Annotated in this window: 9 protein-coding genes; all 9 read left to right on the forward strand. The window is 66.6% G+C overall.

Translation table 11 applies throughout. The annotated features are described in order from the left end of the window. The first annotated feature begins 98 nt into the window (after positions 1 to 98). The 9 genes from J6500_RS24725 to J6500_RS24765 all read left to right on the forward strand — a co-directional run bounded on the left by J6500_RS24725 (position 99) and on the right by J6500_RS24765 (position 13,879). Positions 99 to 974 (forward strand): branched-chain amino acid ABC transporter permease, encoded by an 876-nt coding sequence (locus J6500_RS24725; protein WP_225715307.1) that lies wholly within the window; start codon positions 99 to 101, stop codon positions 972 to 974. Beyond that, positions 971 to 2,743 (forward strand): branched-chain amino acid ABC transporter ATP-binding protein/permease, encoded by a 1,773-nt coding sequence (locus J6500_RS24730; protein WP_225715308.1) that lies wholly within the window; start codon positions 971 to 973, stop codon positions 2,741 to 2,743. Before J6500_RS24725 ends, J6500_RS24730 begins: the two co-directional genes overlap by 4 nt. Further along, the gene (locus J6500_RS24735; RefSeq protein WP_225715309.1) at positions 2,743 to 3,471 is read left to right on the forward strand and encodes an ABC transporter ATP-binding protein; all 729 of its coding nucleotides are present in this window, start codon (positions 2,743 to 2,745) and stop codon (positions 3,469 to 3,471) included. Before J6500_RS24730 ends, J6500_RS24735 begins: the two co-directional genes overlap by 1 nt. Positions 3,472 to 3,507: 36 nt before the next feature. Beyond that, positions 3,508 to 4,593: a malate/lactate/ureidoglycolate dehydrogenase gene (locus tag J6500_RS24740; protein ID WP_225715310.1), complete on the forward strand. Its 1,086-nt coding sequence runs from the start codon at positions 3,508 to 3,510 to the stop codon at positions 4,591 to 4,593. 34 nt (positions 4,594 to 4,627) lie between these two features. Continuing rightward, positions 4,628 to 5,404 (forward strand): HpcH/HpaI aldolase family protein, encoded by a 777-nt coding sequence (locus tag J6500_RS24745; protein WP_225715311.1) that lies wholly within the window; start codon positions 4,628 to 4,630, stop codon positions 5,402 to 5,404. A gap of 103 nt (positions 5,405 to 5,507) precedes the next feature. Next, positions 5,508 to 7,031: a D-arabinonate dehydratase gene (locus J6500_RS24750; RefSeq protein WP_225715312.1), complete on the forward strand. Its 1,524-nt coding sequence runs from the start codon at positions 5,508 to 5,510 to the stop codon at positions 7,029 to 7,031. A 162-nt stretch (positions 7,032 to 7,193) separates the two neighbouring features. Further along, entirely contained in the window at positions 7,194 to 10,454 is a 3,261-nt protein-coding gene (locus tag J6500_RS24755) for a transglutaminase family protein (RefSeq protein ID WP_225715313.1), read from the forward strand. 18 nt (positions 10,455 to 10,472) lie between these two features. Next, positions 10,473 to 13,004 carry a circularly permuted type 2 ATP-grasp protein gene (locus J6500_RS24760; RefSeq protein WP_225715314.1) on the forward strand — a complete coding sequence of 844 codons (2,532 nt, stop codon included), beginning with the start codon at positions 10,473 to 10,475 and terminating at the stop codon, positions 13,002 to 13,004. Further along, complete coding sequence (locus J6500_RS24765; RefSeq protein ID WP_225715315.1) at positions 13,001 to 13,879, forward strand: transglutaminase family protein; 879 nt, start codon at positions 13,001 to 13,003, stop codon at positions 13,877 to 13,879. The genes J6500_RS24760 and J6500_RS24765 overlap by 4 nt, the downstream gene beginning before the upstream one ends. Positions 13,880 to 14,074 lie beyond the last annotated feature (195 nt).

Consider the following 14,074-nt stretch of genomic DNA (forward strand, 5'->3'; position numbering starts at 1 on the left):
GGGAGGGAGCCCGACCACCTCCCGCGTGTCCCCAATACAACAACACTCCGATCCGGCCGTGCCGGGATATTCGCTTCCCCTTCAACCGAACGCTTGTCATGGATCTGGTCCTTCAACTCCTGTTCACCGGCATCGGCATCGGCGCGGTCTACGCGCTGGTCGCGCTCGGTTTCGTGCTGATCTTCCGCGCCACCAACGTCGTGAACTTCGCGCAGGGCGAATTCTCGATGGTGGCCGCCTATCTGATGGTGGTGTTCTCGGTCGATCTCGGCTGGCCTTACTGGCTGTCGTTCCTGATCGCGCTCGCCGGCATGGCGCTGTTCGGCGTCATCTTCAATCTCGGCGTCTACTATCCGCTGCGCAACCGCACCTACCTGCCCGTGATCATCGCCACCATCGGCGCGTCGATCCTGCTGTCGAACTCTGTGCTGGCGATCTACGGCCCGCAGCCGCAGGTGCTGCAGGGCTGGTTCGATACCCCCGGCATCCAGCTCGGCCCGGTCTATCTCGACAGCCAATATCTGTTGATCATCGCCGTCACGATCCTCTTGGTGCTGTTCAATTTCTGGTTCTTCGAGAAGACGCTGCTCGGCAAGAAGCTGCAGGCGACCTCGCAGGACAAGGAGATGGCCTCGCTGCTCGGCATTTCCGTCTCCACCATGATCATGATCACCTTCATCTATTCCGCCGTGCTCGGCGGCCTTGCCGGCATCCTGGTGGCGCCGGTGCTGTTCGTCTCGATCCAGATGGGCTCGACCATCGCGTTGAAGGCCTTTGCCGCCACCATCATCGGCGGCTTCGGCGATGTTGCCGGTGCCATCGTCGGCGGACTTGCGCTCGGCGTGATCGAGACGTTCGGCGCCGCCTATGTCTCGGTGCCCTACAAGGACGGCTTTGCCTTCCTGGTGCTGATCGCCTTCCTGGTGTTCCGGCCGCAGGGCATCTTCGGCGAACGCGTCGCGGAGAAAGCATGAGCGCCAGCGACAACATGATCCCGGCGCCCGCGGTACGCTCGAGGCCGCTGATCGTCCGCCATCTGCCGTACTTCATCGGCGCCGCCGCGCTGGTGACGCTGGCCGCCGGCATGCGGTTCGACGGCTACGTGCTCAACATCCTGCTGCAGGCCACCACGTTCTCGATCGCGGTGTTCGGGCTGTCGGTCGTGCTCGGCCTGTGCGGCCAGATCAACCTGGCGCAGGCCGCGTTCTTCGGCTTCGGCGCCTATGCCGTCGGCCTCGGCACCGCCGATCTGCATCTGAACTTCTGGCTCTGCCTGGCCGGGGCCTGCGCGATCACGCTGGTCGCCGGCGCGTTCCTCGGCATGTCGACGCTGAGGCTCGGCGGCCATTATTTGGCGATGGTGACGATCTCGTTCCAGCAGATCGTGACGCTGGTGATGATCAATGCGATCGGCCTGACCCACGGGCCGGACGGTGTCGCCAATATTCGCCGGCCCGAGCTGTTCCAGTCCTCGCAGAGCTATCTTGCCTTCTGCGTCGCGATGCTCGCGATCGTCGGCTACATCGTCTGGCATCTGCCGGACACCAAGCTCGGCCGCGCCATGCGCGCGGTGCGCGACAATGAGCTCGCGGCCGGCGTCAACGGCATCGACGTGTTCCGCACCAAGATCTACGCCTTCGGGATCTGCGCGCTGCTCGGCGGCCTCGCCGGTGGGCTGTTCGCCGGCGGCTTCGCCTATGTCAGCCCGGACCAGTTCTCGTTCGCGGAATCGATCGTGTTCCTGACCATGTCGCTGCTCGGCGGCGTGGCCTCGCCGATCGGCTCGGTGATCGGCACCGGGCTCCTGATCCTGATTCCGGAATGGCTGCGCTTCCTCAAGAGCGTGCCGGGACTCTATCTCGCCATCTACGGCCTGTTCGTGATCCTGATCATCCGCTTCATGCCCGACGGCATCTGGGGCTTTGTCGCCGACGCCTTCACGCGCTGGCGCGCGCAGACCAAGGCGCCGCCGGCCGCGGCTGTGCTGCAGCTCAAGCCGGCGACGACGGGCGGTGACATCGTGCTCGAAGTCACCGGGCTCTCGAAGCACTTCGGCGGCCTCAAGGCGGTCGACGATGTCGACATCGCGGTGAAGCGCGGCAGCGTGCACGCGCTGATCGGGCCCAACGGCTCGGGCAAGACCACGACGCTCAACGTCTTGTCCGGCCTCTACAAGGCGACCTCGGGCCGGATCGTGCTCGACGGCACCGACATCACCAGCATGGCGCCGCACCAGCGCACCGCCGCGGGTCTCGGGCGCACGTTCCAGAACATCCGCCTGTTCCGCTCGATGACGGCGCTCGAAAACGTCGAGATCGGCGCCGAGCGGCCCGGCAACACCATGGTCGGGAAGGGTGATGACGCGCTGACCGAGCGGGCGATGGAGGCGCTGACCTTCGTCGGCCTCGGCAACCGCGCCAACGAATTGATCTCGAGCTTCTCCTACGGCCACCAGCGGCTGATCGAGATCGCCCGCGCGCTGGCGTCGAACCCGACGCTGCTGCTGCTCGACGAGCCGGCAGCGGGCCTCAACTCGACCGAGAAGCTCGAGCTGCATGAGCTGCTCAAGCGCATCGCCGCCCAAGGCCTCACCATCCTGATCATCGATCACGACATGACGCTGGTCTCGGAAGCCGCCCAGCACATCACCGTGCTGAATTTCGGTCGCCGCATCGCGGACGGCGAATCGATGGCGGTGCTGCGCCATCCCGACGTCGTCTCCGCCTATCTCGGGAGCGAATGATGCCGCTGCTCGAAATCCGCAATCTCGTGGTCCGCTACGGCGAGATCGAGGCGCTGCGCGGCGTCACCATCGCGGTGGAGCAGGGCCAGGTGGTCACGCTGCTGGGTGCCAACGGCGCCGGCAAGTCGACCACGCTGCGCGCAATAAGCGGACTCGCCAAACCGGCCTCCGGCGACATCATATTCGACGGTCACTCGATCGCCGGCCTCGGGCCTGAGGCGATCGTGCGGCTCGGCATCTCGCACGTGCCGGAAGGCCGCCGCGTATTCCCGGGCCTCACCGTGAAGGAGAACATCATGCTCGGGGCGTCGAACCGGAAGGTCCCGGCATCGCAGATCTCGCGCGAGGCCGACGCGATGTTCGACCTGTTCCCGGATATCCGCGCCTTCTCCAATGCGCTGGGCTGGACGCTGTCCGGCGGCCAGTTGCAGATGGTCGCGGTCGCGCGCGGCCTGATGGCCAAGCCGAGGCTTTTGCTGCTCGACGAACCCTCGCTCGGCCTCGCGCCGGTCATCGTGCAGGCCGTGTTCCGGATCATTTCGCAGATCAGGAAGGACACCACGGTCTTGCTCGTCGAGCAAAATGCGCGCATGGGACTTTCAGTCGCCGATCACGGTTTCGTGCTGGAAACCGGGCGGATCGTGCTGGGCGGCAAGCCCGATGAATTGTGGGGCAACGAAGCCATCGCCGCGGCCTATCTCGGCGGCCACGCCAAAGCCCACGCGTAACAACGCCCCGTGTCTCATCAAGCGAGCTAGTCTTTCATGGTCACCATCAAGGTCGATAACCTCATCAATTTCGTCTCCGAGGTGTTTTCGCATTCGGAGTCCTCTCCCGAGGAAGCGAAGCGCATCGCGACCTACCTGACGACCGCGAACCTCACCGGGCATGACAGCCACGGCGTGATCCGCGTGCCTGTCTATATCAGGTGGAAGAAGATGGGCTCGATCGTGCCGAACCAGACGCCGGAAGTGGTGGTCGACACGCCGTCGCTCGCGGTGGTCGACGGCAAGTATGGCTACGGCCAGACCGTCACGCCGATCGCGGTGAAGCTCGGCATCGAGAAGTGCAAGAAGGCGGGACTTGCCGCGGTCGCGCTGCGCAACTCCGGCCATCTCGGCCGCGTCGGTGATTGGGCCGAAATGGCTGCGGCCGAAGGCCTCGTCTCGATCCACTTCGTCACCGCGGCGGGCTCGCTCTTGGTCGCGCCCTATGGCGGCGTGGAGAAGCGGCTGTCGACGGCGCCGTATTGCGTCGGCGTTCCGCGCCAGGGCCAGGATCCGATCGTGCTCGATTTCGCCACCTCCGTCGTTGCCGAGGGCAAGTGCCTGGTGGCAAGCCGCGGCGGCAAGAAGCTGCCGCCGGGCGCGCTGGTCGATGCCGACGGCACGCTGAGCGAGGATCCGCACGTGCTGTACGGCCCGTATACGCCGGATGGGCCGCGCGACCACACCAAGGGAACCGGCGCGATCCGCGCCTTCGGCGATCACAAGGGTTCGGGCCTTGCATTCATCTGCGAATTGCTCGGCGGCGCACTGACCGGCACCGGCGCGACCTCGTCGGACCGCCGCTTCGCCAACGGCATGATGGCGTTCTACATCGATCCCAAGGTGATCGACACCAGCAACTTCTTCGATCAGGAAATCACCCGCTACAGCGATTTCATCCGCGCCACCAAGCCGATCGCCGGCACGGATTCCGTGCTGATTCCGGGCGATCCCGAACGGAAAACCCGCGCCGAGCGCACCAAAAGCGGCATCCCCTTGCCTGACGACACCTGGGCAGCGATAGTCAATACCGCGCGCGAAGTCGGCGTCAGTGAAGTCTCCATCCAGCGGGCAACCAGCTAAGGTCCTCCAAGAAACACAAAAGGAAACGCGATCAATGGCAAACAAGGTCAAGCAGGTCTGGGCGTCGGGCAAGGCGGTGGTGAACGCGTGGCTCGCGATCCCGTCAGGGTTCTCCGCCGAAGTGATCGCGCAATGCGGCTTCGACAGCGTCACCGTCGACATGCAGCACGGCGTGCAGGACTATCTGTCGATGGTGCAATGCTTCCAGGCGATGCACGCCCATCCGGTGACGCCGATGGTCCGCGTGCCCTGGAACGAGCCCGGCATCATCGGCAAGGTGCTCGACGGCGGCGCCTATGGCGTGATCTGCCCGATGGTCAACACGCCGCAGGAAGCCAAGAACCTCGTCTCGTATGCAAAATATCCGCCGAAGGGCGTGCGCTCCAACGGCCCGATCCGCTCCGGCATGTACGGCTCGGCCGGCAGCTACCAGCAGACTGCCAACGACGAGATCGTGCTGCTGCCGATGATGGAGACCAAGACCGCGGTCGAGAACATGGAAGCGATCCTCGACGTCGAGGGCATCGACGGCGTCTATATCGGTCCGTCCGATCTCGGTTTCTCCTACGGCCTGGTGCCGAAGCTCGACCGCGACGAGCCGGAGATCCTCAAGATCTACGAGAAGATCATCAAGGAGTGCGGCAAGCGCGGCCTCAATCCGGGCATCCACTGCTCCGGCGCCGAGGGCGCGGTGCGCGCGATCAACATGGGCTTCAAGCTCGTGACGCTGTCGAACGAGGTCGGCCTGATGCAGACCTACGCCAAGATGCAGGTCAACGCGACCCGCGAGAAGTCCGGCGGCAAGGCATAAGGACGCGAATAGCGAGTAGTGAATGGCGAATAGGGATTGCCGGTTCGAGTAGTGAGCTATTCGCTACTCGCCATTCGCTATTCGCCTCCAAAGGAGATTCCACATGGCCCCGACGCAAGTAATCCGCCTGCATCCTGACGACAGCGTCCTGATTGCGCGCGCGAGCCTGCCGCCGGGGCTCGAGGTCGCCGACGGCGTCACCACCGTCGATCGCATTCCGGCCGGCCACAAGGTCGCGATCAAGCCGATCGCGATGGGCGAGCCGATCAGGCGCTACGGCCAGATCATCGGCTTTGCGACCCAGCCGATCGCGCCTGGCCAGCACGTGCACGTGCAGAATTGCGGCATGGGCGATTTCGCCAAGGACTATGCCTATGGCGTCGACGTCAAGCCGGTGCCGAACTTCGATCTGCCGGCGACCTTCGAGGGCATCCGCCGCGCTGACGGCCGCGTCGCGACGCGCAACTATATCGGCATCCTCACCTCGGTGAATTGCAGCGCCCATGTCGCGGGCATCGTCGCCGACATGTTCAAGAAGAACCCGTTCACCGGCGAGAATCCGCTCGCCGACTTCCCCAACGTCGACGGCGTCGTCGCGCTGACCCACAAGACCGGCTGCGGCATGACCCAGGACGAGCCGCTGGCGCTGCTGCGCCGGACGCTCGGCGGCTACGCGCGGCATGTCAATTTCTCCAACGTCATCGTGCTCGGCCTCGGTTGCGAGGTGAACCAGATCGGCGGCCTGATGGCCGAGCAGAAGCTCGCCGGCCGGCTGCGCGCGATGGACATCCAGGAGGTGGGCGGCACCCGCAAGACGGTGGAGGCCGGCGTCGCCTTCGTGAAGGAGGCGCTCGCCGACGCCAACAAGGTCAGGCGCGAGCCTGTGCCGGCGAGCGAATTGACGGTGGCGCTGCAATGCGGCGGCTCCGACGGCTATTCCGGCGTGTCGGCCAATCCGGCGCTCGGCGCCGCCAGTGATCTCCTGGTGCGGCACGGCGGCACCGTCATCCTGTCGGAGACGCCGGAGACCTACGGCGCCGAACATCTCTTGACCCGGCGTGCCGTCAGCCGCGAGGTCGGCGAAAAGCTGGTCGGCCTGATGCGCTGGTGGGAGGAATACACCCAGCGCGAAGGCGCCGAGATGAACGCCAATCCGAGCCCCGGCAACAAGGCCGGCGGCCTCACCACCATCCTGGAGAAGTCGCTCGGCGCGATGGCCAAGGCCGGCAGCACCAACCTCGTCGATGTGCTGAACTATGCCGAACCCGTCACCAAGAAGGGCTTCGTGTTCATGGACACGCCCGGCTACGACCCGGTCGCCGCGACCGGGCAGGTCGCAGGCGGCGCCAACCTCGTCTGCTTCACCACCGGCCGCGGCAGCGTGTTCGGCTGCAAGCCGGCGCCATCGATCAAGCTCGCCACCAACACGCCGATGTACAAGCGGATGGAAGACGACATGGACGTCAATTGCGGCACCATCCTCGACGGCGAGGAGAGCGTGCAGGAATGCGGCCAGCGCATCTTCGACCTCATCCTCAAGACCGCCTCGGGCCAACCGACCAAGAGCGAGACTTTTGACTTCGGCGGCGCCGAGTTCGCGCCCTGGGTGTTAGGGGCGACGATGTGAGAGGGGCGAATAGGGAGTAGCGAGTAGCGAATAGGGCAAGCTCCATTCGCTACTCGCCATTCGCTATTCGCCCTCACCTTGGGCACCCCATGCCCTTTGTTAGTGCTTGATGTCGACCGGAACCGGTGTTCTGCTCAAAAAAGCCGCTGGAGTCCTGGGTCCGTGTCGATATCAGTCGCACTGCATCACGTCACGCACTACAGATACGACCGGCCGATCGATCTCGGGCCCCAGACCATACGCCTGCGGCCCGCGCCGCACACCCGGACGCCGATCCTCAGCTATTCGCTCAAGGTGACGCCGGCCAATCACTTCGTGAACTGGCAGCAGGATCCGCAAGGCAACTGGCTGGCGCGCTACGTTTTCCCGGAGAAGGCGACCGAGCTCAGGGTCGAGGTCGACTTCATCGCCGAGATGACGGTGGTGAACCCGTTCGACTTCTTCGTCGAGCCCTATGCCAACAGCTTTCCGTTCGACTATTCCGGCGATCTGAAGGCTGAGCTCGCGCCCTATTTGGAAACGGAGGAGCCCGGGCCGCTGCTTGCGGCTTACCTCAAGGACATTCCGCGCACCGCCGATTCGACCGTCAATTTCCTGGTCGAGCTGAACGCAGAGCTGCAGAAGAAGATCAGCTACGTGATCCGCATGGAGACCGGCGTGCAGACGCCGGAAGAGACACTGGCCGCGGGCTCCGGCTCCTGCCGCGACTCGGCGTGGCTGTTGATCCAGACCCTGCGCCATCTCGGGCTCGCCGCACGCTTCGTCTCCGGCTACCTGATCCAGCTCCGGCCCGACATCGATCCCGTCGAGGGGCCGCGCGAGGTCGAGAGCGATTTCACCGACCTGCATGCCTGGGCCGAGGTCTATCTGCCCGGCGCAGGCTGGATCGGCTTCGACGTCACCTCGGGCATGCTGACCGGCGAGGGGCACATTCCGGTCTGCGCCGCTCCGCATTACCGGTCGGCAGCGCCGGTGACCGGCACCGCGGGCGTTGCCAATGTCGAGTTCGGCTTCGAGATGAGCGTCAGGCGCATCGGCGAGGCGCCGCGGATCACGCGGCCGTTTTCGGACGAGTCCTGGGCGCGGCTCGACCGGCTCGGCGAGCAGGTCGATGCCGACCTGACGAAGGAGGACGTGCGGCTCACCATGGGCGGCGAGCCGACCTTCGTCTCGGTCGACGACCTGGAATCGCCGGAGTGGAACATTGCCGCGGTCGGTCCGACCAAACGCGCGCTGGCCGACGATCTGATCCGCAAGCTGCGCACGCGCTTCGCGCCCGGCGGCCTGCTGCATTACGGCCAGGGCAAATGGTATCCGGGCGAAAGCCTGCCGCGCTGGGCCTTCGGCCTCTACTGGCGCAAGGACGGCAAGCCGATCTGGAAAAATGCCGGCCTGATCGCGAGCATCGGCACCGCAAGCAAGGCGGAGATCGCCGACGCCAAGCGCTTCGCCGAGCACACCGCGAAGCGGCTCGGCCTGAGCGCCGGCCATGTCATGCCCGCCTACGAGGATACTGGCTTCTGGCTGCAGCGCGAGGCCGGCCTGCCGGCCAATGTCAGTCCTGCCAATTCCAGACTGACCGATCCGGAGGAGCGCGCGCGGCTGGCACGGGTGTTCGACGAGGGGCTGACCACGCCGAAGGGCTATGTGCTGCCGATCCAGCGCTGGACCCCGCTCGGCGATCGCGTGCCGGCGCGCTGGCGCAGCGAGCACTGGAAGATCCGGCGCAGCCATCTGTTCCTCGCGCCCGGCGATTCCCCGCTCGGCCTGCGGCTGCCGATCGCCTCGCTCGAGTACGTCCCGCCGGAGGATTATCCCTACATCGTCGAGCAGGATCCGATGGCGCCGCGCGATGTGCTGGCGGATGCCGAACTGCGGCAGGCGCTGAAGGAGATTCCCGAGCCGCTGCCGGTGCGCACCGCGATGTCGATCGAGGTACGCGACGGCGTGCTCTGCGCCTTCATGCCGCCGGTCGAAAAGGCCGAGGACTACCTCGATTTGATCGCCGCAATCGAGGCGACCGCCGAAGAGCTGCAATTGCAAGTCCACGTCGAAGGCTACGCGCCGCCGTTCGATCCGCGCCTCGAGGTGATCAAGGTGACGCCCGATCCCGGCGTGATCGAGATCAACGTGCAGCCGGCGCAGAACTGGCGCGAGGCCGTCGGCATCACGCTCGGCCTCTATGAGGATGCCGCGAAGACGCGGCTCGGGGCCAACCGTTTCCTGATCGACGGCCGGCACACCGGCACCGGTGGCGGCAACCACATCGTGGTCGGCGGCAGCAGGCCGGAGGACTCGCCGTTCCTGCGCCGGCCGGATCTGTTGAAGAGCCTCGTGCTGTACTGGCAGCGCCATCCGTCGCTGTCCTATCTGTTCTCCGGCATGTTCATCGGGCCGACCAGCCAGGCGCCGCGCATCGACGAGGCGCGGCATGACGGGCTCTATGAACTCGAGATCGCTCTGTCGCACGTGCCGCCGCCGGGCATGGAGGCGCCGCTGTGGCTGGTCGACCGCCTGTTCCGCCACATCCTGGTCGACATCACCGGCAACACCCATCGCGCCGAGATCTGCATCGACAAGCTCTACTCGCCCGATGGACCGACCGGCCGGCTTGGCCTGGTCGAATTCCGCGCGCTCGAAATGCCGCCCGATCCGCGGATGTCACTGGCGCAGCAGCTGTTGATCCGCGCGCTGATCGCAAAACTGTGGCGCGAGCCGCAGCAGGGCCGCTTCGTGCGCTGGGGCACCGCGCTGCATGACCGCTTCATGCTGCCGCATTTCCTCTGGGAGGATTTTCTCGGCGTGCTCGCCGAGCTCAAGCAATCCGGCTACGAGGTCGAGCCGGAGTGGTACCAGGCCCAGCTCGAATTCCGCTTTCCGGTGTTCGGCCGCGTCCACCATGGCGGCGTCGCCCTCGAGCTGCGCCAGGCGCTCGAGCCCTGGCACGTGCTGGGCGAGGAGGGGACCGCGGGCGGCACCGTGCGCTATGTCGATTCCTCGGTCGAGCGGCTGCAAGTCAAGGCGACCGGCTTTGTCGAGGGCCGCCACATCGTCACCTGCAATGGCAGGCGGATGCCGATGACCGCGACCGGCCGGGGCGGCGAGGCGGTGGCGGGGGTGCGTTTCAAGGCCTGGCAGCCCGCCTCCGGCCTGCATCCGACCATTCCCGTCCACGCGCCGCTGACGTTCGATCTGATCGACAGCTGGAACGGCCGCTCGCTCGGCGGCTGCGTCTATCACGTCGCCCATCCCGGCGGCCGCAACTACGAGACCAAGCCGGTCAATTCCTATGAGGCCGAGGCGCGTCGGCTGGCGCGCTTCCAGGACCATGGCCACACCCCCGGCAGGATCGAGCCGCCGCCGGAGGAACGCACAAATGAGTTTCCGCTGACCCTCGACTTGCGCACGCCGCTGCTGCTTTAATCGATTCGAGGGCAGGGAATGACCGGATCGGGCGGCCAAGGCAGCAGTCAGGAGAGCAGGGCCCGTCCCGGTCAGCGCCGGATGGCGCAATGGACGCGCGACTACGTCCGGCTGCCCGGCATTCCCGACGAGTACATTGCGCAGGACGGCGCGCCGCGTCCGGTCTGGAGCCGCTTCTTCGACGCCTTCGCCGCGCTGTCGCCGGCCGATATCGAGCGGCGTTTCGCCTCCGCCGACCGGCATCTGCGCGAGGCCGGCGTGACCTATCGCGCGCCGGGCGACACCGCCGACCGGATCTGGCCGCTCAGCCATCTGCCGCTGATCATCGATGCCGCCGACTGGCGGCAGCTCGCGGCCGGCATCGCCCAGCGCGCACAGCTGCTCGAAATGGTGCTGGCCGATCTCTACGGCGAGGGCCGCCTGGTTGCGAGCGGCGCTATCCCTGCCGCGGCGATTGCCGGCAGCAGCGAATATCTGCGCGCGGTCAGCGGCATCAAGCCGCCCGGCGGGCGCTACCTCCCTTTCTATGCCGCCGACATCGGCCGCGGCCCTGATGGCCGCTGGTGGGTGCTCGGCGATCGCACCCAGGCGCCGTCGGGCGCCGGCTATGCGCTCGAAAACCGCCTGGTGCTGTCGCGCGCCTTCTCCAATCTGTACAAGTCGATGAATGTCGAGCGCGTCGCGCCGTTCTTCGAGGCGTTCCGCGACGGCCTGCGAGCCAGTGCCGATCGCGACGAGCCGCGGATCGGGCTGCTGACGCCGGGTGCCTTCAGCGAGACCTATTTCGAGCATGCGACGCTCGCACGCTATCTCGGTTTCCTGCTGGTCGAAGGCGATGACCTCGCGGTCTCCGGCGACCGCGTGCACATCCGCACCGTCGCCGGGCTGAAGCGGCTCGACGTGCTGCTGCGCCGGGTCGATTCCAACATGCTCGATCCGCTCGAGCTCGACGCCTCCTCCTATCTCGGCGTGCCCGGCCTGATCGAGGTGCTGCGCAAACAGGGCGTCGTGGTCGCCAACATGCCGGGCTCGGGCGTGCTGGAGGCACGGGCGCTGCTCGGCTTCCTGCCCAATCTCTGCCGACGCCTGCTTAGCGAAGATCTGATGATCCCGCACATCGCGACCTGGTGGTGCGGTCAGAAGTCCGCCCGCGAGGAGGTGCTGTCGCGGCTCGACGAGTTCGCCATCGAGGGCGCTTACGGCCGCGGCGTGCCGGACTTCCCCGGCCATGGCCCGGTGCTTCCTGCCGAGCTCTCGGCGGCCGACCGCGACCGCTTGAAGGACGCGATCAGCCATCGCGGCATTGACTATGTCGGCCAGGAGCTGGTGCGGCTCTCCACCACGCCGGTGTGGGAGAACGGCCGCATCGCGCCGCGGCCCTTCGTGCTGCGGGTGTTTGCGGCCGCGACGCCGAACGGCTGGACCGTGCTGCCCGGCGGCTTCTGCCGCATCGCCGACCGCGCGGATGCGCGGGCGGTGTCGATGGGCGACGGCGTCAGCTCCGCCGATGTCTGGGTCGTGTCCGACAAGGAGGTCTCGACGGCAACGCTGTTGCCGGCCGTCGATACCGTGCGCATCCGCCGCATCGCCGGCGTGCTGCCGAGCCGCGCCGCCGACAATCTGTTCTGGCTCGGCCGTTATCTGGAGCGCGCCGAGGCGACGATCCGGCTGATCCGCGCGCTGAGCACGCCGCTGCGCGACCCGGCCCGAACCAATTCGAACGGGGCCGCGCCGGCGCTGCATTCGGCCGAGCGCATCCAGCGCCTGCTGGTGGCCTGGGGCGCGGCCTCGCAGACCGCGCGGGCCAATCCCGCACGGATCGCGCTCGAGGCGCTGCAGAACGAGGAGAGGTTCGGCTCGGCCCTGTCGCTGGTGCGTTCGGCGCAGCGCACCGCGACCGGCCTGCGCGAACGGCTGTCGCCGGATGCCTGGCAGGTCATCACCGAGATGGCCGAACGGCTCGCGATCGAGGTCCATGACGATGACGGCGTGATCAGCGCCGCCGAGCTGACCCTGCAGGAGCTGGCGAGCTTCGCCGGGCTCGCGCAGGAGAACATGAACCGCGCCGCCGGCTGGCGCTTCCTCGACATGGGCCGCCGCGCCGAGCGCGCCATCAACACCGCGCGGTTCACCCGCCAGTTCGCCTATGACGAGGCCGGCGACGAGGATCTCGACGTGCTGCTGACGCTGATCGACTGCCAGATCACCTATCGCTCGCGCTACCTGGTGCAGCCGCTGCTCGCGCCGGTGCGCGATCTGGCGGTGCTCGATCCCTACAATCCGCGCTCGGTCGCATTCCAGGTCGCCGGCCTCAACGAGCACATCGCCGCGCTGCCGAGCCTGAAGGAGCACGGCCTGATCGAGCGGCCGCAGCGGCTCGCCGTCGCCGTCGAGGCGATGCTGACGACGGCGGAGGCAGCCAGCCTCGACGTCAAGACGCTGTTCGCACTGGAGCAGGATCTGCTCAACCTCGCCGACGCCATCGCGCTGCACTACTTCCCGCATGGACCGAATGCCAGCCGGCCGGAGAAGCTCACGGGGCTGGCGTGATCTACGACATTCGTCACGTCACGACCTACAGCTATGAGACCCAGGTGAGCTTCGCGCGCTGCGCGCTGCGGCTGGAGCCGATGATCGGCGACGGCCAGGAGCTGATCTCGCATTCGATCGAGATCCGCCCGAAGCCCGCGGAGCGCACGTCGCGGCGCGATTTCTTCGGCACGCTGACCGAAAGCGTCCTGATCGAGACCGCGCACCGCAATCTCCGCATCGACTCGCGCTCGCGGGTGTCGCTGACGCGGCAGCCGCCGGCGCGCGATGCCGGGAGCCCGCGATGGGAGGACGTCCGCGACATCGCCTTCGAGGCGACGAGCCTCGGCCCTCGCTCGCCGGTCGGCTATATCTTTGCCAGCGCGCTGGCGCCGGTGCTGCGGCCGGTGACGGAATATGCCGCCGCGAGCTTTCCGCCGGGTGAGGCCATCCTGTCAGGCGCGGCCGACCTGATGCGTCGCATCCGCAATGATTTCAGATACGACCCGAAAGCCACGGTGATCTCGACGCCGCTCCGTGACGTGTTCGAGAAGCGCCAAGGCGTCTGCCAGGATTTTGCCCATGTGATGCTCGCAGGGCTGCGCGGGCTCGGCCTGCCCGCGGCCTATGTCAGCGGCTATTTGCGCACCATGCCGCCGCCGGGCCAGCCGCGGCTGCAAGGCGCGGACGCGACCCATGCCTGGGTATCGGTCTGGTGCGGCAACGACCTCGGCTGGATCGGCTTCGATCCGACCAACGATCTGATGGTCGCAAATGACCATATCATCCTCGCCATCGGCCGCGACTTCGCCGATGTCTCGCCGGTCGATGGCGTCATCGTCGGTGCCAGCAAGCAGAAACTCAGCGTCGCGGTCGACGTGCTGCCGGTGGAGTGAGCGCTCGAAGAGGGCTATTTGCGCAAATTCGGAATATTGGAAAAGTACCCCTGAGTTGCCCGACGTGTCAAGTCGCTTTTCCGCTTTTCCGAGTGCGCCGCCTGGTCGGACGCCAAATCGGACGCCGGCAGCCCCGCCGGCTCCTTTGCATGGGGTTGTTTTCGCTGTTTTGGCAGCGCGCCCCCACGAGGCGCT

The organism is Bradyrhizobium semiaridum (assembly GCF_020329505.1).
GTDB lineage: Bacteria > Pseudomonadota > Alphaproteobacteria > Rhizobiales > Xanthobacteraceae > Bradyrhizobium > Bradyrhizobium semiaridum.